This is a genomic window from Streptomyces atroolivaceus, assembly GCF_000717025.1.
Lineage (GTDB): Bacteria > Actinomycetota > Actinomycetes > Streptomycetales > Streptomycetaceae > Streptomyces > Streptomyces atroolivaceus.
The window spans coordinates 1,064,049-1,089,851 of record NZ_JNXG01000002.1 but is presented as its reverse complement, the minus strand read 5'-3'; the positions used below and the strand labels follow the sequence as shown (position 1 = coordinate 1,089,851).

The 25,803-nt window shown below is 69.4% G+C and carries 23 protein-coding genes; 1 reads left to right on the top strand and 22 read right to left on the bottom strand.

Annotated elements, in window-relative coordinates:
* Window positions 1–68 precede the first annotated feature (68 nt).
* Window positions 69–1,949, top strand: coding sequence for a glycoside hydrolase family 18 chitinase (locus OO67_RS08240; RefSeq protein WP_033298381.1), 1,881 nt, complete (start codon window positions 69–71; stop codon window positions 1,947–1,949).
* 298 nt (window positions 1,950–2,247) lie between these two features.
* Here the strand turns inward: OO67_RS08240 and OO67_RS08235 are convergent, their stop codons facing one another.
* From OO67_RS08235 to thrC, 22 genes are all read right to left on the bottom strand, one after another.
* Window positions 2,248–2,694, bottom strand: a complete 447-nt coding sequence (locus OO67_RS08235; RefSeq protein WP_014154045.1) for a DUF2550 domain-containing protein — start codon at window positions 2,692–2,694, stop codon at window positions 2,248–2,250.
* 142 nt (window positions 2,695–2,836) lie between these two features.
* The gene (locus OO67_RS08230) at window positions 2,837–3,211 is read right to left on the bottom strand and encodes a F0F1 ATP synthase subunit epsilon (protein WP_014154046.1); all 375 of its coding nucleotides are present in this window, start codon (window positions 3,209–3,211) and stop codon (window positions 2,837–2,839) included.
* Between the two features lie 109 nt (window positions 3,212–3,320).
* Window positions 3,321–4,763, bottom strand: coding sequence for a F0F1 ATP synthase subunit beta (atpD, locus tag OO67_RS08225; RefSeq protein WP_033298380.1), 1,443 nt, complete (start codon window positions 4,761–4,763; stop codon window positions 3,321–3,323).
* On the bottom strand, window positions 4,763–5,680 hold the full coding sequence (locus OO67_RS08220; protein ID WP_033298379.1) for a F0F1 ATP synthase subunit gamma: 918 nt from the start codon (window positions 5,678–5,680) through the stop codon (window positions 4,763–4,765). Before OO67_RS08220 ends, atpD begins: the two co-directional genes overlap by 1 nt.
* A 3-nt stretch (window positions 5,681–5,683) precedes the next feature.
* The gene (atpA, locus tag OO67_RS08215) at window positions 5,684–7,255 is read right to left on the bottom strand and encodes a F0F1 ATP synthase subunit alpha (protein ID WP_033298377.1); all 1,572 of its coding nucleotides are present in this window, start codon (window positions 7,253–7,255) and stop codon (window positions 5,684–5,686) included.
* A 147-nt stretch (window positions 7,256–7,402) separates the two neighbouring features.
* On the bottom strand, window positions 7,403–8,218 hold the full coding sequence (locus OO67_RS08210; RefSeq protein ID WP_033298375.1) for a F0F1 ATP synthase subunit delta: 816 nt from the start codon (window positions 8,216–8,218) through the stop codon (window positions 7,403–7,405).
* Window positions 8,215–8,757 (bottom strand): F0F1 ATP synthase subunit B, encoded by a 543-nt coding sequence (locus OO67_RS08205; RefSeq protein ID WP_033298373.1) that lies wholly within the window; start codon window positions 8,755–8,757, stop codon window positions 8,215–8,217. The genes OO67_RS08210 and OO67_RS08205 overlap by 4 nt, the downstream gene beginning before the upstream one ends.
* 42 nt (window positions 8,758–8,799) lie before the next feature.
* Window positions 8,800–9,045: an ATP synthase F0 subunit C gene (gene atpE / locus OO67_RS08200; protein ID WP_014048348.1), complete on the bottom strand. Its 246-nt coding sequence runs from the start codon at window positions 9,043–9,045 to the stop codon at window positions 8,800–8,802.
* A 73-nt stretch (window positions 9,046–9,118) separates the two neighbouring features.
* Window positions 9,119–9,934: a F0F1 ATP synthase subunit A gene (gene atpB, locus OO67_RS08195; RefSeq protein ID WP_033298371.1), complete on the bottom strand. Its 816-nt coding sequence runs from the start codon at window positions 9,932–9,934 to the stop codon at window positions 9,119–9,121.
* A gap of 222 nt (window positions 9,935–10,156) precedes the next feature.
* Entirely contained in the window at window positions 10,157–10,594 is a 438-nt protein-coding gene (locus tag OO67_RS08190) for a Cg1360 family ATP-synthase-associated protein (protein WP_033298369.1), read from the bottom strand.
* Between the two features lie 262 nt (window positions 10,595–10,856).
* Entirely contained in the window at window positions 10,857–12,227 is a 1,371-nt protein-coding gene (locus OO67_RS08185; RefSeq protein ID WP_208860979.1) for an MraY family glycosyltransferase, read from the bottom strand.
* A 93-nt stretch (window positions 12,228–12,320) separates the two neighbouring features.
* The gene (locus OO67_RS08180) at window positions 12,321–13,601 is read right to left on the bottom strand and encodes a serine hydroxymethyltransferase (RefSeq protein WP_033298367.1); all 1,281 of its coding nucleotides are present in this window, start codon (window positions 13,599–13,601) and stop codon (window positions 12,321–12,323) included.
* A 140-nt stretch (window positions 13,602–13,741) separates the two neighbouring features.
* The gene (locus tag OO67_RS08175; RefSeq protein WP_033298366.1) at window positions 13,742–14,383 is read right to left on the bottom strand and encodes an arsenate reductase/protein-tyrosine-phosphatase family protein; all 642 of its coding nucleotides are present in this window, start codon (window positions 14,381–14,383) and stop codon (window positions 13,742–13,744) included.
* Window positions 14,380–15,027 carry an L-threonylcarbamoyladenylate synthase gene (locus OO67_RS08170; RefSeq protein WP_033298365.1) on the bottom strand — a complete coding sequence of 216 codons (648 nt, stop codon included), beginning with the start codon at window positions 15,025–15,027 and terminating at the stop codon, window positions 14,380–14,382. Before OO67_RS08170 ends, OO67_RS08175 begins: the two co-directional genes overlap by 4 nt.
* A 67-nt stretch (window positions 15,028–15,094) precedes the next feature.
* Window positions 15,095–15,940, bottom strand: a complete 846-nt coding sequence (gene prmC, locus OO67_RS08165; protein WP_033298364.1) for a peptide chain release factor N(5)-glutamine methyltransferase — start codon at window positions 15,938–15,940, stop codon at window positions 15,095–15,097.
* Between the two features lie 51 nt (window positions 15,941–15,991).
* On the bottom strand, window positions 15,992–17,068 hold the full coding sequence (gene prfA / locus OO67_RS08160) for a peptide chain release factor 1 (protein ID WP_033298363.1): 1,077 nt from the start codon (window positions 17,066–17,068) through the stop codon (window positions 15,992–15,994).
* A gap of 156 nt (window positions 17,069–17,224) precedes the next feature.
* Window positions 17,225–17,449, bottom strand: a complete 225-nt coding sequence (gene rpmE, locus OO67_RS08155; protein ID WP_033298361.1) for a 50S ribosomal protein L31 — start codon at window positions 17,447–17,449, stop codon at window positions 17,225–17,227.
* 177 nt (window positions 17,450–17,626) lie between these two features.
* On the bottom strand, window positions 17,627–18,730 hold the full coding sequence (locus tag OO67_RS08150; RefSeq protein ID WP_033298359.1) for an LCP family protein: 1,104 nt from the start codon (window positions 18,728–18,730) through the stop codon (window positions 17,627–17,629).
* Between the two features lie 339 nt (window positions 18,731–19,069).
* On the bottom strand, window positions 19,070–20,869 hold the full coding sequence (locus OO67_RS08145) for a trypsin-like serine protease (protein WP_051709207.1): 1,800 nt from the start codon (window positions 20,867–20,869) through the stop codon (window positions 19,070–19,072).
* Between the two features lie 209 nt (window positions 20,870–21,078).
* On the bottom strand, window positions 21,079–23,160 hold the full coding sequence (gene rho / locus OO67_RS08140) for a transcription termination factor Rho (RefSeq protein ID WP_033298804.1): 2,082 nt from the start codon (window positions 23,158–23,160) through the stop codon (window positions 21,079–21,081).
* Window positions 23,161–23,548: 388 nt separating this feature from the next.
* Window positions 23,549–24,466 carry a homoserine kinase gene (gene thrB / locus OO67_RS08135; RefSeq protein WP_033298358.1) on the bottom strand — a complete coding sequence of 306 codons (918 nt, stop codon included), beginning with the start codon at window positions 24,464–24,466 and terminating at the stop codon, window positions 23,549–23,551.
* Between the two features lie 264 nt (window positions 24,467–24,730).
* On the bottom strand, window positions 24,731–25,801 hold the full coding sequence (gene thrC / locus OO67_RS08130; protein ID WP_033298356.1) for a threonine synthase: 1,071 nt from the start codon (window positions 25,799–25,801) through the stop codon (window positions 24,731–24,733).
* Between the last annotated feature and the right edge of the window lie 2 nt (window positions 25,802–25,803).

Here is a 25,803-nt window from a genome sequence, read left to right as displayed (position 1 = left end):
TCAGGGCGACGCAGGGTCTGCAGGTTACGGACCATCCCCGTTTGCCGGACCTCACCCGAGGAGCACCGTTGAGCACTGACAACCCCCTACGCCTCACCCGACTCAGATGGAGACGCGGAGGCACCACAGCCACCAGGTCCAAGACGGTCGCGGGCCTCACCGCACTGCTGCTTCCCCTCGCCGCGATGGTCGGCCTGGCCTCCCCCGCCGAGGCCGCCACCTCGGCGACCGCCACCTACGTGAAGAAGTCCGACTGGGGCAGCGGCTTCGAGGGCCAGTGGACGGTCAAGAACACCGGCACGACCGCCCTCTCCTCCTGGACGATCGAGTGGGACTTCCCCTCCGGCACCGCGGTCGGCTCCGCCTGGGACGCCTCCGTCACGAGCTCCGGAACCCACTGGACCGCCAAGAACCTCAGCTGGAACGGCACGGTCGCCCCGGGCGCCAGCATCAGCTTCGGCTTCAACGGCACCGGCACCGGCTCCCCCACCGGCTGCAAGCTGAACGGCGCCTCCTGCGACGGCGGAAGCGTCCCCGGCGACAACCCGCCGTCCAAGCCCGGCACCCCGGTCGCCAGTGCCGTGACGGACACCTCGGCGAAGCTCAGCTGGAGCGCCGCCACCGACGACAAGGGCGTCAAGAACTACGACGTCCTGCGCGACGGCGCCAAGGTCGCGACGGTCACCACGACGACGTACACCGACAGCGGTCTCACCAAGGGCACCGACTACTCCTACACGGTGCAGGCCCGGGACACCGCTGACCAGACCGGTCCGGTCAGCGCCTCGGTCGCCGTCCGCACCACGGGCACCACGGACCCGGGCCCCGGCCCCGGTGACAAGATCAACCTCGGCTACTTCACCGAGTGGGGCGTCTACGGGCGCAACTACCACGTCAAGAACCTCGTGACCTCCGGCTCCGCCTCGAAGATCACGCACATCAACTACGCGTTCGGCAACGTCCAGAACGGCAAGTGCACCATCGGTGACTCCTACGCCGACTACGACAAGGCCTACACCGCCGACCAGTCGGTCGACGGCGTCGCCGACACCTGGGACCAGCCGTTGCGCGGCAACTTCAACCAGCTGCGCAAGCTGAAGGCCAAGTACCCCCACATCAAGGTCCTCTGGTCGTTCGGTGGCTGGACCTGGTCCGGCGGCTTCCCGCAGGCCGCCCAGAACCCGGCCGCCTTCGCCCAGTCCTGCTACGACCTGGTCGAGGACCCCCGCTGGGCCGATGTCTTCGACGGCATCGACATCGACTGGGAGTACCCCAACGCCTGTGGTCTCACCTGCGACACCAGCGGTCCGGCAGCGCTGAAGAACGTCGCCTCCGCCCTGAGGACGAAGTTCGGCACCGGCAACCTGGTCACCGCCGCGATCACCGCGGACGGATCGGCGGGCGGCAAGATCGACGCGGCCGACTACGCCGGCGCCGCCCGGTCCATGGACTGGTACAACGTGATGACGTACGACTTCTTCGGCGCCTTCGCCCCGAAGGGACCGACGGCCCCGCACTCGCCGCTGACCTCGTACACCGGGATCCCGCAGGAGGGCTTCAACTCCGCCGCCGCCATCGCCAAGCTGAAGGCCCAGGGCGTCCCCGCCTCGAAGCTGCTCCTCGGCATCGGCTTCTACGGCCGCGGCTGGACCGGTGTCACCCAGTCCGCTCCCGGTGGCACGGCGACCGGCGCGGCCCCGGGAACGTACGAGCCCGGCAACGAGGACTACAAGGTCCTCAAGAACACCTGCCCCGCCACCGGCACCATCGCCGGCACGGCCTACGCGCACTGCGGCACCAACTGGTGGAGCTACGACACCCCGGCGACGATCACGTCCAAGATGGCCTGGGCGAACAGCCAGGGGCTGGGCGGGGCGTTCTTCTGGGAGTTCAGCGGCGACACCGCGAACGGTGAGCTCGTGAGCGCGATGGACAGCGGCCTCAACTAACCCCCACGAGACAGCCACCCCCCGAAAGCGCCGGGGAGACAGGTCCGCCCCCTGTCTCCCCGGCTTTCGCATGCGCTGCGTCAGGCCACGCTGCCGTCCGAGGGAGAGGGCCCTTGTCCGAGCCGCATCGAACCTCCCCCGGACGTCGTCCGGGGGGAGAGAACCCTTGCTCAAGCCACATTGGCTCTCCCCCAGACTCCGTCCGGGGGGACCCCCAACAGCGAGAACCCTTACTCAAGCCACATTGACTCTCCCCCAGACTCCGTCCGGGGGGACCCCCAACAGCGAGAACCCTTACTCAAGCCACATTGACTCGCTGGCCGGGCGGTGCCGCCTCCAGCCAGGCGAGGAAGCCGGTCAGGGCGTCCTCGCTCATCGCCAGCTCCAGGCGTGTCCCCCGGTGGAGACAGCCGAGCACGACGGAGTCGGACAGGAGCGCCAGCTCCTCCTCGCCCTCGGGCAGCCGGCGCGCGACCACCTCGATGGCGGAGCGCTCCAGGCCGCGGCGCGGACGGGGCGAGTAGGAGAAGACCCGGAACCAGTCCACGCGGTCACCGCTGTAGCGGGCGACCCCGTACACCCATCCCTTGCCGGACGGATCCGGCTCCTCGGACACGTCCCAGCGCAGACTGCAGTCGAAGGTTCCGCCGGAACGCTGGATCAGCCGCCTGCGGAGGCCGAAGACGAAAAGACCCACCGCGACCAGTACGACGACCAGGCCGCCCACCCACAACGCGAGGACCATCTCCACCGACCTCCTCGCATCATCGAGTAACGGATACCACACCGGGCCGAACCGGACCGCACCTGCATCGCCTCAGCCGCGACACGGTCTGGATCTCTCCAGCTCGGGCCGCGGCTGAGTCAAAAACTCCTCGTGGGGGCGCTCAGTGCGCCGCCACCGCACGCAGTCGCACGTCCGCGCGGCGCTCGGCGCCCGCGTCCGTGTCCGACTTCGCACGCTCCAGCGCACGCTCGGCGCGCTGGACATCGATCTCGTCCGCAAGCTCGGCGATCTCCGCCAGCAGCGAGAGCTTGTTGTCCGCGAACGAGATGAAACCGCCGTGCACAGCGGCGACAACGGTCCCGCCGTCGCTCGTACGGATCGTCACGGGGCCCGATTCCAGCACACCCAGAAGCGGCTGGTGACCGGGCATGACGCCGATGTCGCCGGACGTGGTACGCGCGACAACGAGGGTGGCCTCGCCGGACCAGACACTGCGGTCCGCGGCGACCAGCTCGACATGCAGCTCAGCAGCCAAGGGTGGCTCCTCGGGTCACCACCCGGCGGTCATGCCGGGTGTTGGGTCAATTCTACGGGGCGTGGTGAGGGGGGCGGGACACACCCACCCCCCTCGGTGAGCCGGAGGCTCAGGAGACGCCGAGCTCCTTGGCGTTGGCCTTGAGGTCCTCGATGCCACCGCACATGAAGAACGCCTGCTCGGGGAAGTGGTCGTACTCACCGTCGCAGATCGCGTTGAACGCGGCGATCGACTCGTCGAGCGGAACGTCCGAACCGTCCAGGCCGGTGAACTGCTTGGCGGCGTGGGTGTTCTGCGACAGGAAGCGCTCGACGCGACGGGCACGGTGGACAACGAGCTTGTCCTCCTCGCCCAGCTCGTCGATACCGAGGATCGCGATGATGTCCTGGAGGTCCTTGTACTTCTGCAGGATCCCCTTGACGCGGCTGGCCGTGTCGTAGTGGTCCTGCGCGATGTAGCGCGGGTCCAGGATGCGGGACGTGGAGTCCAGCGGGTCCACGGCCGGGTAGATGCCCTTCTCCGAGATCGGACGGGAGAGAACCGTCGTCGCGTCGAGGTGGGCGAACGTGGTAGCCGGGGCCGGGTCGGTCAGGTCGTCCGCGGGGACGTAGATCGCCTGCATCGAGGTGATCGAGTGACCACGCGTCGAGGTGATGCGCTCCTGGAGCACACCCATCTCGTCGGCCAGGGTCGGCTGGTAACCCACTGCGGACGGCATGCGGCCGAGCAGCGTGGAGACCTCGGAGCCGGCCTGCGTGAAGCGGAAGATGTTGTCGATGAAGAGCAGCACGTCCTGCTTCTGCACATCGCGGAAGTACTCCGCCATGGTCAGGGCGGACAGCGCGACCCGCAGACGGGTGCCCGGCGGCTCGTCCATCTGGCCGAAGACCAGCGCGGTCTTCTCCAGGACGCCCGAGTCGGTCATCTCGTCGATGAGGTCGTTGCCCTCACGGGTGCGCTCGCCGACACCGGCGAACACCGACACACCGTCGTGCAGCTTCGCCACACGCATGATCATTTCCTGGATGAGGACCGTCTTGCCGACGCCCGCACCACCGAACAGACCGATCTTGCCGCCCTTGACGTACGGGGTCAGCAGGTCGACGACCTTCAGGCCGGTCTCGAACATCTCGGTCTTGGACTCGAGCTGGTCGAAGGCCGGGGCCTTGCGGTGGATCGGCCAGCGCTCGGTGATCTGCGCCTCGGCCTCCGGCTCGTTCAGGATCTGACCGAGGGTGTTGAACACCTTGCCCTTGGTGATGTCACCGACGGGGACGGTGATGCCCTCGCCCGTGTTGGTCACCGGGGCCTGACGGACCACGCCGTCGGTGGGCTGCATCGAGATCGCGCGGACCATGCCGTCACCCAGGTGCTGGGCGACCTCGAGGGTCAGCGTCTTACGAGCGCCGGCCTCGGCCGGGTCGTCGACCTCGATGTGCAGGGCGTTGTAGATCTCCGGCATCGCGTCGACGGGGAACTCCACGTCGACGACCGGGCCGATGACCCGGGCGACGCGGCCCGTGGCAGCGGCCGTCTCAACTGTCGTCGTCATTACTTGTCACTCCCCGCGGACGCGTCGGCCAGCGCACCTGCACCGCCGACGATCTCGCTGATTTCCTGGGTGATTTCGGCCTGGCGGGCCGCGTTGGCAAGCCGGGAGAGGCTCTTGATCAGATCCCCGGCGTTGTCGGTCGCCGACTTCATCGCACGGCGGCGGGCGGCGTGCTCGGAAGCGGCGGCCTGCAGCAGTGCGTTGTAGATACGGCTCTCGACGTAGCGCGGCAGCAGGGCGTCGAGGACGTCCTCCGCCGACGGCTCGAAGTCGAACAGCGGCAGGATCTCGCCCTTACCGGTGTTCTCCTCCGCGACCTGGTCGAGCGACAGCGGCAGCATCCGGCCGTCGACCGCGTTCTGCGTCATCATCGACACGAATTCCGTGAAGACGATGTGCAGCTCGTCGACGCCGCCCTCGGCCGTGTCCTTCTGGATGGACTCGATGAGGGGCTCGGCGATCTTCTTGGCATCCGAGTACTCGGGGCTGTCGGTGAAGCCGGTCCACGACTCCGAGACCTTGCGCTCACGGAAGCCGTAGTACGCGACACCCTTGCGGCCGACGATGTAGGTGTCGACCTCCTTGCCCTCGGCCGCCAGCCGCTCCCGGAGCCGCTCCGCCGCCTTGATGGCGTTGGAGGAGTAGCCGCCGGCCAGACCGCGGTCGCTCGTGAGGAGCAGGACCGCGGCCCGGGCCGGGGCCTCGGCCTCGGTGGTGAGCGGATGGTTGGTGTTCGAGCCGGTCGCGACCGCGGTCACCGCACGGGTGAGCTCGGTCGCGTACGGCATCGACGCCGCCACCTTGCGCTGCGCCTTGACGATGCGCGAGGCGGCGATCATCTCCATCGCCTTGGTGATCTTCTTGGTCGCGGTGACGGCTTGGATGCGGCGCTTGTAAACGCGAAGCTGAGCGCCCATCGATCAGCCCTCGCCCAGGAGCTTGCCGTCCAAGGTCTCGAACTGCTGCTTGAAGGCGGCGATCGCGTCGGCGATCGACTGCAGCGTGTCGTCGGACATCTTGCCGCCCTCGGCGATGCTGGTCAGGAGGTCCTTGCGCTCGCGGCGCAGGAACTCGAGCAGCTCGCTCTCGAAGCGGCGGATGTCCTCGACCGGGACGTCGTCCATCTTGCCCGTGGTGCCGGCCCAGACGGAGACGACCTGCTCCTCCATCGGGAACGGGGCGTACTGCGGCTGCTTCAGCAGCTCGACCATGCGCTTACCGCGCTCCAGCGACGCCTTGGAGGCCGCGTCCAGGTCGGAACCGAAGGCGGCGAACGCCTCCAGCTCACGGAACTGGGCGAGGTCCACACGCAGACGGCCGGAGACCTGCTTCATGGCCTTGTGCTGGGCGGAGCCACCGACTCGGGAGACCGAGATACCGACGTTGAGCGCCGGACGCTGACCCGCGTTGAACAGGTCGGACTCCAGGAAGCACTGGCCGTCGGTGATGGAGATGACGTTGGTCGGGATGAACGCCGACACGTCGTTCGCCTTGGTCTCGACGATCGGGAGGCCCGTCATCGAACCGGCGCCCATGTCGTCGGAGAGCTTGGCGCAGCGCTCCAGCAGACGCGAGTGCAGGTAGAAGACGTCGCCCGGGTAGGCCTCACGGCCCGGCGGACGGCGCAGCAGAAGCGACACGGCGCGGTAGGCGTCGGCCTGCTTCGAGAGGTCGTCGAAGATGATGAGGACGTGCTTGCCGTCGTACATCCAGTGCTGGCCGATGGCCGAGCCGGTGTACGGCGCCAGGTACTTGAAGCCGGCCGGGTCGGACGCCGGGGCGGCGACGATGGTCGTGTACTCGAGCGCGCCGGCCTCTTCGAGGGCACCGCGCACGGAGGCGATGGTGGAGCCCTTCTGACCGATGGCGACGTAGATGCAGCGCACCTGCTTGTTCACGTCGCCCGAGCGCCAGTTGTCACGCTGGTTGATGATCGTGTCGACGGCCAGAGCGGTCTTACCCGTCTGACGGTCGCCGATGATCAGCTGACGCTGGCCGCGGCCGATCGGCACCATGGCGTCGACGGCCTTGTAGCCGGTCTGCATCGGCTCGTGCACCGACTTACGGACCATGACGCCAGGGGCCTGCAGCTCGAGGGCGCGACGTCCTTCGGTCGCGATCTCGCCGAGACCGTCGATCGGGTTGCCGAGCGGGTCGACGACGCGGCCGAGGTAGCCCTCGCCGACGCCGACGGAGAGCACCTCACCGGTGCGCTGCACCGGCTGGCCCTCCTCGATTCCGCTGAACTCGCCGAGGACGATCGCACCGATCTCGCGCTCCTCGAGGTTGAGGGCGAGACCGAGGGTGCCGTCCTCGAACTTCAGCAGCTCGTTCGCCATGGCGGAGGGAAGACCCTCCACCTTCGCGATGCCGTCGCCGGCAACGCTGACCGTCCCGACCTCCTCGCGCGAGGCCGCGTCCGGCTGGTACGACTGGACAAAGTTATCCAGTGCGTCCCGGATCTCCTCCGGCCGGATCGTAAGCTCCGCCATCTGGGGTTCCCTGCTCTCCTTGTTGGGCCCGAAGTTTCTCAATGGGGTCTGGGGGCGACCCCCAGGAATCTTCTGCAATTTCTGCACGGCCCAACCGGGCCGCAATTCTTGCTCGTTCAGTTGGTGCGGTGTGGGCGCTGCGCGCTGTCAGCCGGCCATCCTGCGGGTGACCTCTTCGAGGCGCTCCGCGATCGTGCCGTTGATGACCTCGTCACCGACGCGCACCGAGATCCCGCCGAGGACCTCGGGGTCCACGTCCAGGTTCAGGTGCATCTGCCGGCCGTAGATCTTCGCCAGGGCGGCGCCGAGGCGCTGCTTCTGGCGATCGGACAGCGGCACCGCCGAGGTGACGACGGCGACCATGCGGTCCCGGCGCTCCGCGGCGAGCCTGGACAGGGAGTCGAGTCCCGCTTCCAGGCTACGTCCTCGGGGCTGCGTCACGAGGCGCGTGACCACGCGCTCGGTGACGGGCTGGGCCTTGCCGCCGAGCAGGCTGCGGAGCAGCTGGCTCTTGGCGGAGGCCGTGGCCTTCCGGTCGGTCAGGGCCGAGCGCAGCGCGACGTCGGAGCCGACGATCCGGCCGAACCGGAAGAGCTCGTCCTCGACGTCGTCGAGCGCACCGGCGCGCTGGGCCGCGGTGAGGTCTGCGGTGTTCGCCAGTTCCTCGACCGAGTCCACCAGGTCACGCGACTGCGACCAGCGGGAGCGGACCATGCCGGAGACCAGGTCCACGGCTTCGCCGCCCACCTGACCGCGCAGCAGTCGTCCGGCCAGCTCGGCCTTGGCCTCGCCGCCCTGCGACGGGTCGGTGAGGACCCGGCGCAGCGATACCTCGCGGTGGAGCAGCGCGGTGACGGCTGCCAGCTCCTCGGCGAGCTTCGCCGCGTCGACCGACGTGGAGTCGGTCAGTGCGTCGAGACGCTCGCGTGCGGCGGCCAGCGCCTCGCGGCTCGCTCCATTCATCGGACGGCCTCGGCCTTCGCCTCGAGCTCGTCGAGGAATCGGTCGACGGTGCCGCTCTGCCGGGCGTGGTCCTCGAGGGACTCGCCGACGAGCTTGCCGGCCAGGGCGGTGGCGAGAGTGCCCACGTCCTGACGCAGCGCGGACGCCGCGGCCTTGCGGTCGGCCTCGATCTGGGCGTGGCCGGCCGCGATGATCTCCTCGCGCTGCCGCTGGCCTTCCGCCCTCATCTCCTGGATGATGACGGCGCCCTGCTCCTGCGCCTCCTGGCGCAGACGGGCGGCCTCGTGGCGGGCCTCGGCGAGCTGAGCCTTGTACTGCTCAAGAACGCTCTGGGCCTCGGTCTGGGCCGCGTCGGCCTTCTCGATTCCGCCTTCGATGGCCTCGCGGCGCTCTTCCAGAACCTTTTCGATGTTCGGGAGGAGCTTCTTGGCGAGGAAGCCGAAGACGATGGCGAAGGCGATCAGGCCGATGACGATCTCGGGGATCGCCGGGAGCAGCGGGTTCTGGATCTCCTCGGCCGCCAGCTGTAGGGCGTTCACATCAATGCCTTTCGTCGCATCGGGCAGTCGGAATGCCGCGACTTAGTCGACCGGGTAGACGAAGGGCATGACGAGACCGATCAGGGCGAGCGCCTCACAGAGCACGAAGCCGAGGATCTGGTTCGAGCGGATCAGGCCGGCGGCCTCGGGCTGACGGGCCAGCGCCTGGGTGCCGTTACCGAAGATGATGCCGACGCCGACGCCGGGGCCGATCGCGGCGAGGCCGTAGCCGATGGAACCGAGGTTGCCCGTGATGTTGACGGCGGCGAGGGTCTCAAGAGCGGACATGCCGTTTCTTCCTTCTCTTTCAGAACCGGTGGGGGTTGGCCACCGGACGACTATCGGGGGTGGGGCTGGGTGCTCAGTGGTGCTCGGCGAGAGCGCCCTGGAGGTAGTTGCAGGCCAGAAGGACGAACACGTAGGCCTGCAGCGCCTGGATGAACAGTTCGAAGGCGGTCATCAGGATGACCATCACGAAGGAGACACCGGCGTAGGCGATGCCGATGCCGTTCAGCAGGTACCAGCTGGCGATCGTGAAGATCAGCAGCAGCACGTGACCGGCGAACATGTTGGCGAACAGTCGCACGGCGTGGGTGAAGGGCCGGATCAGCAGGTTCGACATGATCTCGATGACCATGACGAACGGGAGGGCCGGGCCGATCGAGGGGTCGTAACCGGAGATGTTCTTCCAGCCGCCGACGAACCCGTGCCGCTTGAAGGTCACGCTGACCCAGAGGACGTACACGATCGCGGCCAGCGCCACCGGGAATCCGATGACCGAGACCACCGGGAACTGGGCGAAGGGAATGATCGCCCAGAGGTTCATGATCCAGATGAAGAAGAACAGCGCGACCATGAGGGGTACGTACTTCTTGCCCTCGCGCTTGCCGAGCGTCTCGTACACCACACCGGTACGGATGAAGTCGTAACCGGCCTCGGCGACCATCTGGAGCTTTCCGGGCACCAGCTTCGGCTTGTTGAAAGCCGCCCAGAAGAAGCCGACAACGACAACGGTGCTCAGGACCGCCAGCAGCATCGGCTTGTTGATCTCGATGCCGCCGAGGGTGAACATCGGCTCGAAAACAAAGGAGTGCAGGCCAGGAGCCGGGAAGCCGCATCCGTCGAAGATGTGGCAGTCGGTCTCGAAGGCGAGCACCGTCGTCGGGTCAGCACTCACCGCGGGCTCCTTCAGCGTGGCGCATAGGTACGGCAACCTCGTTGTGTCGGCGCGGCAAGCAGCCGCTGGTCGGCACTGGACTGGTGTTACGGATGGGGGGCGGCTCAGGCATTACGCCTCGCGATGGAGCAGGCGCCGATTTTGATGCCCGCGCCCGCAGTGCCGCAGTTGGCACCGGACGATAGCAGGGTCTCGAACGCTCGCTTATCCCGGCCCTACCCCTCACGTCGAAGACCCCATGTTCTGGGGCGTCTTGCCCGCGGACGAGTCCGGCTCGACGTAGAGGATCTTGGTCTTCATGTGCACACGGATCTGCGCCGCGACCCAGGTGAGGGTGGCGACCATCACCGCGGCCGCGAAGGCCCTGGGATTGAACAGCGTCGTGTCCTTGAACGCGGCGACGAAGACGAAGAGCAGCAGCAGTTCGGTCGTGTACAGCAGGAGTCCCATGGACTGGAACAGGTGCGGCAGAGACTTGGCCGTGCGCTGCAGAACGCCGAGTCCGATCCCCATGAAGAGGATCACCACCAGCGTCCCTGCCGCTGCGCCGATCGCTCCCTTGCCGCCGGCGAGCGCAGCGCTGACGGCGACGGTGACGACACCGACGGCAGCAGTGGGCACGGCGGTGTGGAGGAGAGTCCGGACGTCGTTGGACGGCATGGCGGTTACTCCGCATTGCAGGGGGTGGTCAGTGGTCGTCAGGGACGAGCGTAGGCCCGGTCCGAGTCGATGCTTCGGGCCGAGGGACCGTGCTACTCAGGTCCTTCGGCTCTGTCACCGGGTTCGTGAACGGTATCACAAACTATTTGATGAGGTCTTTACTCAGAAAGTGTGCCAGCTGTCACACATGAGAGTTAACCCGCGCGTGTGTGCAGAACATCACGACACTTTGTCTGGTAACGGGGCTTCTGCATCGACACCGCTAACGCGGTGAGTCCGCACGGTCCCGATCTGTGAACCGCGAACGGGGGCCGATCGCTGTCGCTCCGTTGACGCCGGAGACGCCCACGGAGACCGGGGCCCGTTCCGGTTCAGGGGAGACCATCTGCGAACCCTCCGGCCCGTGTTGGCCGTACAGGCCGTCCTCGGCCTCCCCCTCGGAGCCGACGCGCCGACGGCGCCGGTAACGCGGCGGCACGAAGGACTCGGCCCAGCGCGGGGCGCGGGGCGTGAAGCGCGGCATGAGCAGCAGGACGAGACCCACGGCGCTGAGCCCCACGATGACCAGCACGATCCAGAGGGACGCGGAGTGCACGGAGTAGCCGACGGCGCCGAACGCGATCAGCGCGGACCAGAAGTACATGATCAGCACGGACCTGCTGTGCGAGTGCCCGATCTCCAGCAGCCGGTGGTGCAGGTGCCCGCGGTCGGCCGCGAACGGCGACTGGCCGTTCCAGGTGCGCCGCACGATCGCGAGCACCAGGTCGGCGGCCGGGATGGCGATGATCGTGAGCGGCAGCAGCAGCGGGATGAAGACCGGCAGCATCGCGTGGGTGGCCTCGCGCTCACCGCCCTCGAAGAGCTTCATCAGGTCCGGGTCGACCTGCCCCGTGACGGAGATCGCGCCCGCGGCCAGCACCAGGCCGATCAGCATCGACCCGGAGTCGCCCATGAAGATCCGGGCGGGATGCATGTTGTGCGGCAGGAAGCCGAGGCACATGCCCATCAGGATCGCGGCGAAGAGCGTCGCGGGAGCGGCCGCCTCGATACCGTACCCGTACCAGAGCCGGTAGGTGTAGAGGAAGAACGCCGCGGACGCGATGCAGACCATGCCGGCCGCCAGGCCGTCCAGGCCGTCGACGAAGTTGACCGCGTTGATGGTGATCACGACCAGCGCGACCGTGAGCAGCGTGCCCTGCCACTGGGTGAGCGCGACGGTGCCCACGCCGGGGATGGGGAGCCACAGGATGGTCAGACCCTGGATGACCATGACCGCGGCGGCGATCATCTGGCCGCCGAGCTTGATCAGCGCGTCGATCTCGAACTTGTCGTCCAGGACACCGATCAGCCAGATCAAAGCCGCTCCGGAGAGCAGTGCTCTGGGTTCGTTGGAGAGTTCGAAGACGCCGTTCAGGTTGAGCAGGTGGTCGGCGACGATCAGGCCCGCGCACAGCCCGCCGAACATGGCGATGCCACCGAGCCGAGGTGTCGGTTCCCGGTGTACGTCACGCGCACGGATCGCGGGCATCGCCCCGATCGCGATGGCGAACTTCCGCACCGGTCCGGTCAGCAGATAGGTAACTGCGGCCGTGACACAGAGCGTCAGCAGGTAATCACGCACGGGCTGCCCCACAGAATTCGCCGGCCATCTCAGCCCCACACCCTAGTCTCATGTGCAAGGACACCGAGCCACGGGTGTTGGTTGCACATACGTGATCCGCACCGTCTACCCCGGATACGGCGGATTGCGCTCGGCCAGTCCGCGCGCCTCGGCCCGCAGCACGGCCGGGTCGCCCTCCTCCCGCACGGCCGCGCCGAACAGCGCCGCGATCCGCGCCATGTCGTCCTCGTCCATGCCCTGGGTGGTGACCGCCGCGGTGCCGAGCCTGATCCCCCGCGCGTCCCCGTACGGCAGGGCGCAGGTGTCCAGGACCATCCCCGCGGCCATGAGCCGCTCGCGGGCGGTGCGGCCGTCGACGCCGAGCGGGCCGGGGTCCGCGACGACGATGTGGGTGTCCGTACCGCCGGTGGTGACCTCGAAGCCCTCGTCCTCCAGGGCGGCGGCGAGGACGCGGGCATGGGCGACGACCCGGTGTGCGTAGACCGCGTACGCGGGGGTCGCCGCCTCACCGAACGCGACCGCCTTGGCGGCGACCGTGTGCATCTGGGCGCCGCCCTGGGTGAAGGGGAACACGGCGCGGTCGATGCGCTCCGAGAGCTCGACACCGCACAGGATCATCCCGCCGCGGGGTCCGCGCAGCACCTTGTGTGTCGTCGCGCACACCACGTCCGCGTAGGGCACCGGACTGGGCGCCGCTCCCCCGGCGATCAGCCCCATCGGGTGGGCGGCGTCCGCGATCAGATAGGCGCCCACCTCGTCGGCGATGTCCCGGAACTGCTCGTAGTCGGGATGCCTGGGGTACGAGATCGACCCGCAGACGATCGCCTTGGGCCGCCGGGCCCTCGCCAGGGCGCGCACCTGCGTGTAGTCGATGAGCCCGCTGTCGGGGTCGACGCCGTAACCGGCGAACTCGAACCAGCGCCCGGAGAAGTTCCCCGGGGCGCCGTGGGTGAGGTGCCCCCCGTACGGGAGCCCCATGGCCAGCACCGTGTCGCCGGGGCGCAGCAGTGCGGCGTAGGCCGCGAGGACGGCCGAGGAGCCGGAGTGCGGCTGGACGTTGGCGTGCTCGGCACCGAACAGCGACATCGCGCGCCGGACCGCGACGCGCTCCGCGGCGTCCGCCTGCTCACAGCCACCGTGGTGACGGGCTCCGGGGTAGCCCTCGGCGTACTTGTTGGCGAGCGGGGAGCCCAGTGCGGCGAGGACCGCGGGCGAGGTGAAGTTCTCGGCGGCGATGAGCTGGAGGGTGCTCGACTGCCGCCCGGCCTCGGCCAGCAGGATGCCGCCGATCTCCGGGTCCTGGCGCGCCAGGGCGCCGAAGTCCTGCGGCACGGCGGTGTGGGACGGGGGCGCGGCCGCGCGTGCGGCTGGAGTGGTGACCGGCATCTGACGGCTCCGGGCCTGGAGGAGGGGGTGCGGTACGCGACAGATCCAATGTAGGCCCGCCCCGGGCCGCCTGCCCGCTGCCGGGCGCCCCTCTACGCCGGTCGGCGCACCCCGGTGCGTACGCACGGGATGCCGGCGGCTCAGTGGGGGGCGCGCACTCCGGTCAGTGCCGTCATGACGGGATCGAGCGCCTGGCTGATCTCGTCACCGATCGAACGGAAGAACGTGATCGGTGCGCCGTACGGGTCGTAGACCTCGTCCGCCTCCGCGGTGGGGGCCAGCAGCCAGCCGCGCAGTGCCGCCGCCGCGCGCACCAGTGCGCGGGCACGCTCGACGACCCCTTCCTCACGGGCGTCGGGCAGCGTGGCGGGGTCTATGGCGCGCACCAGCCGGGTGAACTCCTTGAGCGTGAAGGTCCGCAGACCCGCCGAGTGGCCCATGGAGATGACCTGGGCGCGGTGGTCGCGGGTGGCGGTGAGCACCAGGTCGGCGCGGATCACGTGCTCGTCGAGGAGCTCGCGGCCCACGAAGCCGGTCGCGTCGGCGCCGAAGTCGGCGAGGACGACCTCGGCGTTGGCCTCCATGGGCGCGCCCTCGTGCCCCCAGGTGCCCGCGCTCTCCACGATGAGGCCACCGCTGAGCGGGTCTCCGAGGCGGTCCACGAGGGCATGGCGGGTCAGCCGCTCGGTGATGGGCGAGCGGCAGACGTTGCCGGTGCTGACGTGGAGGATGCGGAAAGTGTCGTGCCGCCCCGCTATGCCACGCCCCTCAGGGGCGGTCAATTGGCCACCTCGAGGTCGGGTACCACCTTGCGGAGTTCCTCGACGGAGAGCGCGCCTGCCCGCAGCAGCACCGGGATCTTGCCGGTGACGTCGACGATCGAGGAGGGGACGATCCCGGGGGTCGGGCCGCCGTCGAGGTACACGGAGACGCTGTCGCCGAGCATCTCCTGGGCGGCGTCGCAGTCCTCGGGCGAGGGGTGTCCGGTGAGGTTGGCGCTGGAGACGGCCATCGGGCCGACCTCCGTGAGGAGCTCGATGGCGACCGGGTGGAGGGGCATGCGGACGGCGACGGTGCCGCGGGTGTCACCCAGGTCCCACTGCAGCGAAGGCTGGTGCCGGGCGACGAGGGTGAGGGCACCGGGCCAGAACGCGTCGACGAGCTCCCAGGCCTGCTCGGAGAAGTCGGTGACCAGGCCGTGCAGGGTGTTCGGGGAGCCGATCAGGACAGGGGTCGGCATGTTGCGGCCGCGGCCCTTGGCGTCGAGCAGGTCGGCGACGCCCTCGGAGCTGAAGGCGTCCGCACCGATCCCGTACACCGTGTCCGTGGGCAGCACGACCAGTTCGCCGCGGCGGACGGCGGACGCGGCTTCACGCAGGCCGGTCGTACGGTCGGTCGCGTCGTTGCAGTCGTATCGCCGTGCCATCAGCCGGCCTCCTCGGACATGTACGGGTATGGCGGGTAGGGATCGTGCGGTGCCGGTGTCCCGGTGGTCACGGCATGGCCTTGCGGGCCGTCGCGAACCGGGGCCGGTTGTTCAGGTCGGGGTGGTCGGCCGCGTCGGCCCAGCCCCGCTCCTCGGTGAAGATCCACGGCACCTGGCCACCCTGCGTGTCGGCGTGCTCGATGACGACGAGCCCGCCGGGGCGGAGCAGACGGTGCGCGGTGCGCTCGATGCCGCGGATGGTGTCGAGGCCGTCCTCGCCGGAGAAGAGCGCCATCTGCGGGTCGTGGTCGCGGGCCTCCGGGGCCACGTACTCCCACTCGGTGAGCGGGATGTAGGGCGGGTTGGAGATGACCAGGTCGACCTGGCCGTCGAGCTCGGGAAGGGCTCTCAGGGCGTCGCCGCGGTGGACGGTGACCCTGGACCCCTCGGCGTTCTTCCGTGTCCACCTCAGGGCGTCCTCGGACAGCTCGACGGCGTGCACACGCGAGCGCGGCACCTCCTGCGCCATGGCGAGCGCGATCGCGCCCGACCCGGTGCAGAGGTCGACGATCAGCGGCTCCACGACGTCCATCGCGCGGACCGCGTCTATCGCCCATCCGACGACCGACTCGGTCTCCGGCCGTGGCACGAAGACACCGGGGCCCACCTGGAGCTCCAGATAGCGGAAGAAGGCGCGGCCGGTGATGTGCTGGAGCGGCTCGCGGGCCTCCCGGCGGGCGATCGTCTCCCAGTAGCGTGCGTCGAAGTCGGCGTCCGGCACGTTGTGCAGTTCGCCCCGCTTGACGCCGTGCACGAACGCGGCGAGTTCCTCGGCGTCGAATCGCGGCGAGGGGACACCGGCGTCGGCCAGCCGCTGGGTGGCCTGGGCCACCTCGGCGAGCAGCAGGTTCATCGCGGTTCTCCGTACGGGTTCACGAGCGGGGCGGGTCGGGTCCTGAGCGCCTTACGCGGCGGCGAGCTTGGCGGCGGAGTCGGCGTCGACGCACGCCTGGATGACGGCGTCGAGGTCACCGTCGAGGACCTGGTCCAAGTTGTACGCCTTGAAGCCGACGCGGTGGTCCGAGATCCGGTTTTCCGGGAAGTTGTACGTCCGGATCTTCTCGGAACGGTCCACGGTGCGCACCTGGCTGCGGCGTACGTCGGATGCTTCCTGCTCGGCCGCTTCCTGGGCGGCGGCCAGCAGCCGGGACCGCAGGATGCGCATGGCCTGCTCCTTGTTCTGGAGCTGGCTCTTCTCGTTCTGGCAGGAGGCCACGACGCCGGTCGGCAGGTGTGTGATGCGCACGGCGGAGTCCGTGGTGTTGACGGACTGGCCGCCGGGGCCCGAGGAGCGGTAGACGTCGATGCGCAGGTCGTTCGCGTGGATCTCCACGTCGACCTCCTCGGCCTCGGGCGTGACGAGCACACCGGCGGCCGAGGTGTGGATGCGGCCCTGCGACTCGGTGGAGGGCACGCGTTGTACGCGGTGCACACCGCCCTCGTACTTCATCCGCGCCCAGACGCCCTGGCCGGGCTCGGTGGCTCCGTTGCCGCCCTTGGTCTTCACGGCGACCTGGACGTCCTTGTACCCGCCGAGCTCCGACTCGGTGGAGTCGATGATCTCCGTCTTCCAGCCGATGCGCTCGGCGTAGCGCAGGTACATGCGGAGCAGATCGCCGGCGAACAGGGCGGACTCGTCGCCGCCCGCGCCCGCCTTGATCTCCAGCAGCACGTCCTTGTCGTCGCTGGGGTCGCGCGGGACCAGGAGGAGACGGAGCTTCTCGGTGATCTCTTCGCGCTGCTTCTCCAGGACCTTTACCTCGGCGGCGAAGTCCGGGTCGTCGGCGGCGAACTCGCGGGCGGTCCCGATGTCGTCGCCGGTCTGCTTCCAGGCCCGGTAGGTGGAGACGATCGGGGTCAGCTCCGCGTAGCGCTTGTTGAGCTTGCGCGCGTTCGCCTGGTCGGCGTGGACCGACGGGTCGGCGAGCTTCTTCTCGAGATCGGCTTGTTCGCCGATCAGTTCCTCGACCGCCTCGAACATCTTCGGGCTCCTGGTTTCTGCGTCATACGTCTGCGGGCCTGCTGGACGGTGTGCTGCCGGTGACCGCACACCCGGAGGCGCGCCCGGCCGCACAGCCGGAAAAAACGCCGGTCCCGGCGCCCGCTGAAGGGCGTCGGGAACCGGCGCAGTGGCTCGCTACTTGCTGGCGGAGCCGGCAGCCTTGCCGAAGCGGGCCTCGAAGCGGGCCACACGGCCGCCGGTGTCGAGGATCTTCTGCTTGCCCGTGTAGAACGGGTGGCACTCGGAGCAGACGTCGGCGCGGATGGCGCCGCCGTCGAGGGTGCTCCGGGTGGTGAACGACGCACCGCAGGTGCAGCTGACCTGCGTCTCGACGTACTCGGGGTGAATGTCGCGCTTCAAGGTGTCTCCTAGATTCGGGAGGGCTCCGGGTCGTTCGCGCTGATTGCGCGTCCGTGAACCGGGGCCGACGTACCAGTCTGCCAGGACCGGCCGTATCTCCCAAAACGAGGACCCGGTCGTGTGTATTCCCGTGCGTCCGGGGAACGTTCCGCGACCGTAGGGTGACGGAAGGTGCGGTCAGCGCACGACCTTCCCCGCCCCGCCCTTGTCGCCGGCCGACTTCGCCGTGGCGGACGCCGGGACGGGCTTGTCCTGCTTGAGCGCGGCCCACACCTGCTGTCCGGCCTTCTTCTGGGGCAGCACGCGGTTCGGGTCCGCCGGGTCGTACTCCACGGGCAGCGTGACCATGTCGACGTTCTCCGAGCCGAGGCCCCTGAGTCCGTTCGCGAAGCCGCTGAGCTTCTTGACGGAGGCCAGCTGGGAGTCGGTGGTGACGGCCTTGGTGGCGGTGTCGGCGAGGCCGAACAGGGTCTTCGGGTCGGAGAACACCCCGACGCTCTTCGCCTGGTCCATCAGCGCCTTCACGAACGCCTGCTGCAGCTGGATCCGCCCCAGGTCACTGCCGTCACCGACACTGTGGCGCGTGCGGACGAGGCCGAGCGACTGCTCGCCGTCCAGCGTGTGGGTGCCGGGCTTCAGCGCCAGGTGGCTGTCGGGGTCGTCGATCGCCTGCGAAGTGGTGATCTTCACGCCGCCGAGCTCGTCGACGAGCTTCGTGAAGCCCGTGAAGTCGACCTCGACGTAGTGGTCCATGCGGATGCCGGACATCGACTCGACCGTCTTCACCGCGCAGGCGGGCCCACCGACCTCGTAGGCGGAGTTGAACATCGTCTCGTGCTCCGCGCCCACCCGCTCACCGGTCGTGTCGCTCGTGCAGGCCGGACGGTCGACGAGGGTGTCCCTCGGGACCGAGACCACGCTCGCGGACGTATGGCCCTCGTTGACGTGGACGATCATCGCGGTGTCGGCCCGCGCGGAGCCCTCGTCGGCGCCGTACCCGGAGTTGGCTCCGGAGCGGGAGTCCGATCCCAGCACCAGGATGTCCTGCGACCCGTCGTCGACGTCCTCGGGGCGGTCGGTTCCCAGGGCCGCGTCGATGTCGACGCCCTTCAGATTGCCGTTGAGCGTGAAGTAGGCGTAGCCGAGCCCGGATCCCCCCACGACCACCAGGGCGGCGACGCCCCACAGGGCGACCCTCTTCACCCGGCGGGCACGGGACGGCTTTCTCCGGCGGCTGCCGGTGCCGCGTATTCGGCCCGTGCTCCTGCTCTGCTCGCTCATACGGCTCCCTCGGTCGGCGGTGCTCCCTGGTCCCCTGCCAGGAGATTCAGTACGTGGCTTGCCGGCGCCGCGCCGGAGCCGAAGCAGGGAAAAGACTGGCACAGCGGCCGACGGGACCGACGGGGGCGCCGGAGGCCGGGAACGCCGCCCGGCTCTTCCTCCCGTAGCTGCGGATCAAGGTCCCCACCTGCGGGTTCGCCGGTTCCTTGCCAACCCGGGGACGCGGGTGCGCAGGGGCGGTCACTGTGGGCAAGGTCTCGCTCCGGCCCGCACACATACAGCGGACCGGCTCCGGACCCGTTGGCGGGGTCCGGAGCCGGTCCGGTCGAACGGGTGCACTCAGCCGAGCAGGCTGTACGACCCCCAGCCCACACCGAGCTTGATCCTCGCCGCAGTGGCGAAGGGCACCGTCTCGGAGCCCGTGCTCTTGTACGCCCACAGCACGCCGGCGGTGTCGCGGACGATGAAGTCGGCGCGGCCGTCGCCCGTCACGTCACCGGTGGTTGCGTAAGCGGTGAAGTTCCAGCCGCTGCCCACCTTGACCCGGCCGGAGAACGGCGCGGAGGCCGAACCGGTGCCCTTGTACATCCAGAGCACCGCGCTCCCGTCACGGGCGATCAGGTCCGGCTTGCCGTCCCCGCTGTAGTCGCCCTTGCCGTACACCGCGTACGTGCTCCAGCCGACACCGATCTGCACCTTGGCTGCGAACGTTCCGTTGCCACGGCCCGTCCACATCCACAGCTTGCCCGCCGAGTCGTTCGCCGTCAGGTCCACCAGGCCGTCGCCCGTCACATCACCCGTGAGGGTGATGTTGCGCAGACTGCCCCAGCCGGGCCCGATCTTGTGGTCCAAGTACGTCTCGGCAGCGCTGTCGTATCCCCACCAGTACAGCTCGCCGGCCGAGTTGCGGTAGACGTAGTCCTGGTAGTCGTCGCGGTTGACGTCGGCCTGGCGGACCAGGTCGACGCCCTGCCAGTCGCCCACCGACTCGCGGTCGCCGACCGAGGTGCCGCGCGAGTAGTAGTCGAAGCCCTCGCCCGTCGACGCGCGGGCGAACAGGTCCGCCTTGTCGTCGAAATTGAGGTTGGCGTCGTCGATCCGCGGGTTCACCGCACCCGCGAACGCGGCGGTCTTGGCGTACACCCCGTACGCACCCGATTCCACACAGTCGGTGACGCCCCAGGAGACGACACCGGCGATCCGGCCGTTGACCACGAGGGGCCCGCCCGAGTCGCCGTTGCAGGGCGAGACCGTGCCCGTGTCCTGTCCGCTGGCCGGCTGCCCGGCGCAGACCATGTGCCCCGGGACGAAGTCGCCGCCGAAGTACCCGGAGCAAGCGGCGTCTGCCCCTACCGGCACCGACGCCTTGAGCAGGACCGGTGAGATGTCGTCACTGGTGGAGCTGGTGCGCCCCCAGCCGTACACGGTCGCCGGGGTACCGGTCTTGTAACGCGCCGTGTCACCCGACGCAGCGGGCTGCAGCGTCTCGTACGGGAGCGCGGAGCCGAGCGTCAGCACGGCGACGTCGTGGTCGTACCCGGCGTCGTCGTAGTCGGGGTGGACCCACTGGCGCCAGACACCGGTCGCCGTACCCCCGTGGAGGTCACCAGCCTCCGGAAGCTGGGTGGTGCCGCCGAGAACGGCTCCGTTCGTCTCCCAGTCGAGCCCGGCCACGCAGTGCGCGGCGGTCAGGACCTTCGCGGGGGCCACGAGTGTGCCACCGCAGAAGTAGCCCTCGTCGTCGGCCTCGCCGGTGGTTCCCTTGTCGTCGTAGTAGTGCAGCTGCACCATCCACGGGGCTTCCCCGAGCGTGGCCGCGGTGCCACCGATGATCTTCGGATCGGTGGACGGCCCGGATGTCTCCGGTGCGGGCTCGCCGCCTGCTTCGGCATCCGTGCCGCTGTCCGGCTTCTCGGTGGGTGCGGCGGTCTCACCGCTCAGCAGTTCGGCGGTGGAGCGCTTGACGGTCTTGAGGAGCTCGGCCTGGGAGGCGGTGGAGCGCTGCTGAACGCTCTTCTTCCCCGCCGGCTGAGGCGTGTCGGCCTGCGCGGGTACGACGGACAGGGCCGCGGCCCCCAGAGCAAGCGCGGCAACTGCCGCGGAGAAAGGGATGGATCCCTTCCGTCTACCGGATGTCACTCAAGAAATCCCTTCGATCGACACGGCGCAACGCGAGTGGAGCGCCGGGTAGTTGGAGTCGAAGGGAGAGAAACTCCCACTGGATTCGCAACACAGTGGGCGTATAGAAAATACGTTCCCCCCCACATACAGCCTGCTGATGGTACAACGCAGAACTGCCCTCGTCACCGGTGTGACGAGGGCAGTTCCGTGTGGCTCCTGATGCGACGTCAGTCGTTGCCGTTGCCCGGCGTCGTCTTCTGGATCTGGAGCAGGAACTCCGCGTTGGACTGCGTCTTCTTCATGCGGTCCAGCAGCAGCTCGATGGCCTGCTGCTGGTCCAGGGCGTGCAGCACCCGGCGCAGCTTCCAGACCACGGCCAGTTCGTCCGTGCCGAGGAGGATCTCTTCCTTACGGGTGCTGGACGCGTCGACGTCCACCGCGGGGAAGATGCGCTTGTCCGAGAGCTTGCGGTCGAGCTTGAGCTCCATGTTGCCGGTGCCCTTGAACTCCTCGAAGATCACCTCGTCCATGCGCGAGCCGGTCTCGACGAGCGCGGTGGCCAGGATGGTCAGCGAGCCGCCGTCCTCGATGTTGCGCGCGGCACCGAAGAAGCGCTTCGGCGGGTACAGCGCGGTCGAGTCGACACCACCGGACAGGATGCGGCCGGAGGCCGGTGCCGCCAGGTTGTAGGCGCGGCCCAGACGGGTGATCGAGTCCAGCAGGACCACCACGTCGTGCCCCAGCTCCACGAGGCGCTTCGCACGCTCGATGGCGAGCTCGGCGACCGTGGTGTGGTCCTCGGCGGGACGGTCGAAGGTCGAGGAGATGACCTCGCCCTTCACCGACCGCTGCATGTCGGTGACCTCTTCCGGACGCTCGTCGACCAGGACGACCATCAGGTGGCACTCGGGGCTGTTGACCGTGATCGCGTTGGCGATGGCCTGCAGGATCATGGTCTTACCGGTCTTCGGCGGGGCCACGATCAGGCCTCGCTGGCCCTTGCCGATCGGTGCGACCAGGTCGATGATCCGGGTGGTCAGGACGTTGGAGTCGGTCTCCAGACGGAGCCGGTCCTGCGGGTACAGCGGGGTCAGCTTCTGGAACTCGGGACGTCCGCGGCCGGTCTCCGGCGCCATGCCGTTGACGGAGTCGAGACGCACCAGCGCGTTGAACTTCTCGCGGCGCTCGCCGTCCTTGGGCTGGCGCACCGCACCCGTGACGTGGTCGCCCTTGCGCAGGCCGTTCTTGCGGACCTGGGCGAGCGAGACGTACACGTCGTTCGGGCCGGGCAGGTAGCCGGAGGTCCGGATGAACGCGTAGTTGTCGAGGATGTCGAGGATGCCCGCGACGGGGATCAGGACGTCGTCGTCGGCCACCTGGACGTCGGTCGCGAACTCGTCACGTCCGCGACGGCCACGGCGGTCGCGGTAGCGGCCCCGGCGTCCACGCCGGCCGCCCTCGTCGTCGAAACCGTCGTCCTGCTGGCCGCCGCCGCCCTGCTGGCCCTGGCCCTGCCCCTGGCTCTGACCCTGGCCGCCGCCCTGCTGGCCCTGACGGCGTCCGCCGCCGCCCTGGCCCTGGTCGTCGCCCTTGCCGCGCCGGTCACGCTGGCGGTCCCGGCGGTCACCGCGGTCTCCGCGGTCACGGTCCTGGCGGTCGCCGCGACGGCCGTCCTGGCGGTCGCCGCGACGGCCCTCGGCGGTGTCCGTGGCGGACTCCGCCTTCGCGTCCGTCCTGGCCTCGCCGCGCTCGTCGGCGCGGTCCTGGCGGCCCTCGCCCTTCGGCTCGGTCTTCGGCTCGGCGTCCGCCTTGGGCTCGGCCTTGGGCTCCGCCTTGGTGTCGGGGCTGCCCGCCTGCGCGGTCGCCCGGCGGCGACGACGCTCGCCCGTGGGCTGGTCGTCGCTGGCCGGCTGCCCGGGGATGTCGATCTGCTGCTGGGCGGCCGCCTTGTCGGCGGCCGGCGCTGCGGCGGCCTCGTCACCCGTGCGTGTCTTGGACGTGGCACGCCGCTTCGGCTTGCTCCCGGTGTCCGTACCGGCGGATGCGGCGGCCTTGGGGGCGGGCGCGGAGGATGCTCCGGCCTGCGCCTCCTTGATGACCTCGATCAGCTGGCTCTTGCGCATCCGCGCAGTCCCCCTGATGCCGAGGCCGGACGCGACCTGCTGCAGCTCGGCCAGGACCATGCCCTCGAGGCCGGTGCCGGAGCGGCGGCGCCGTGCGGTGGTGCCAGTGGCAGCACCTTCGGCGGGCACGGAGCTGTCGACGCTCTTGTCGGCAGTCACGCCCATCAGATCGGTGGTGTCGCTCACGAAGGGTCCTTCCCTGGAGCGGACGTCGGCCTTCTGGCTCGGCGACCGGTTGTGCTGTCCGACTGCGGTCTGTTGATCGTGTCGATCGCGGACCTTGCCGGGGCGGTGGTCCGCCGGGTACGGCGGAGAGATGAATGTGCGGGGTTCCGGCGCGAGATCCCCCTGCTCGGCCCACTCCTGGATGAGCAAGAGGGTGTCGTGCCGGTTCCGGAGCGTGCTCGAAAGCTCAGGCAGGCTGCTCAGGCAGTCGGGGAGGCTCCCGGAAGAGTGGTGGTCCCGGAGGGGGACACGAAGCAACGCGCCACGAAGACGTCGATTGCTGACTTGAGGTTAACACTACCGGCTCCAACAAACATTCCCCCTCTCATGCACCGGCAATCACGTGGGACTACGCGGCGAGCGGCAACACGCTCGCACCCGTGGCGTCGAGAGCGAGCCGGTTCGCGGCCCAGCCCTCGCCCGCCAGCCGGGCGACCTTGTCGGCGGAACCCTCCTCCGTCAGCGCGAGCACGGTGGGCCCCGCACCCGAGATGACGGCGGGGACGCCGTCGGCGCGCAGGCGGTTCACCAGCTCCACGCTCCGAGGCATCGCGGGTCCGCGGTACTCCTGGTGGATCCGGTCCTCCGTGGCGGCGAGGAGCAGCTCGGGACGCCGGGTCAGGGCCTCGACGAGCAGGGCCGCACGGCCGGCGTTGGCCGCGGCGTCCACGTGGGGGACGGTGCGCGGCAGCAGGCCGCGGGCGGTCTCCGTGAGCACCGCGGTGGCGGGGACGAACACCACCGGAACGACGGAGCCGGCGGGGTCCATCCGGATCGCTCGGGCGGATCCGCCGTCCATCCAGGCGAGAGTGAAGCCGCCGAGCAGACAGGCGGCGACGTTGTCGGGGTGCCCCTCGATCTCGGTCGCCAGCTCCAGCAGCGCGGCGTCGTCGAGACGGGCCTCACCGCCCGTCGTCACGGCGCGGGCGGCGACGATCCCGGCGCAGATGGCGGCGGACGAGGACCCCAGGCCACGGCCGTGCGGGATGCGGTTGGCGCAGACGATCTCCAGGCCGCGGGGCTGTCCGCCGAGCAGGTCGAAGGCCGTGCGCAGGGAGCGTACGAGCAGGTGGTTCTCGTCGCGGGGCAGCGTCTCGGCGCCCTCACCCGCGATGTCGATGTGCAGCCCGGAATCGGCGACCCGGACGACTACGTCGTCGTAGAGCCCCAGCGAGAGGCCGAGGGCGTCGAAACCCGGGCCCAGATTGGCACTGGTTGCGGGGACGCGCACCCGGACGGCGGCGGCTCGGAACGCGGGACCGGCCATCGGTTGGACGACTCTTCCTGTACGGCGGCGGGGATGTTGTGCGGACTACTTCGACGTGCGCGGGGTGCCGGTGTGCGGAGGACGGGGGGCCCGGCAGACACGACGGCCGCTGCACCGCGGCGGATGCGGCGGGCGGGTTGGGTACAGCTTATCGAAGGAAGGTTCTGTGGCGACATAGGGCGCACGGGAGGCGCACGATGCGTGTCGCACACCTCCCATGCGCTCTCCGCCCCGGAAGGGCGGCTGAGCTGCGGCAAGGACCCGCTACGCGAGGCCCAGCTTCTCGGCCGCGGCCACCGCGTCGACCGGGACGGTGACCGGCTGCGGGGCGCCGGCGACGGCCCAGTCGGGGTCCTTGAGCCCGTTGCCGGTGACGGTGCAGACGATCTTCTGGCCGGGGTCGACCTTGCCCTCCTCGGCGGCCTTGAGCAGGCCCGCCACGGACGCCGCCGACGCGGGCTCGACGAAGACGCCCTCCTGGGAGGCCAGCAGGCGGTACGCCGACAGGATCTGACGGTCCGTCACATCGTCGATGAAGCCGCCGGATTCGTCCCGCGCGTCCAGGGCGAACTGCCAGGACGCGGGGTTGCCGATACGGATCGCGGTGGCGATGGTCGCCGGGTCCTTCACGATCTCGCCGCGCACGATCGGCGCGGAACCGGACGCCTGGAAGCCCCACATGCGCGGAGCGTGCGACGAGATGCCGTCCGCCGCGTACTCCCTGTAACCCCTCCAGTAGGCCGTGATGTTGCCCGCGTTGCCCACCGGCAGGACATGGATGTCGGGGGCGTCGCCGAGCGCGTCGACGATCTCGAACGCGGCGGTCTTCTGACCCTCGATGCGGACCGGGTTGACCGAGTTGACCAGCGCCACCGGGTAGTTGTCCGAGAGGCTGCGGGCCAGGGTCAGGCAGTCGTCGAAGTTGCCGTCGACCTGGAGGATCTTCGCGCCGTGGACGAGCGCCTGCCCCATCTTGCCGAGCGCGATCTTCCCCTGCGGCACGAGCACGGCGCAGACCATGCCCGCGCGCACGGCGTACGCGGCGGCGGAGGCGGAGGTGTTGCCGGTGGAGGCGCAGATGACGGCCTGCGCGCCCTCCTCCTTGGCCCGGGTGATCGCCATGGTCATGCCGCGGTCCTTGAACGAACCGGTGGGGTTGGCGCCCTCGACCTTGAGGTGCACCTCGCAGCCCGTGCGCTCGGAGAGGACCTGCGCCGGAACGAGCGGCGTACCGCCCTCACGGAGTGTGACGACCGGCGTCGTGCTCGTGACCGGAAGACGGTCCCGGTACTCCTCGATGATGCCGCGCCACTGGTGGGTGCCCTTGCTGGTCATGG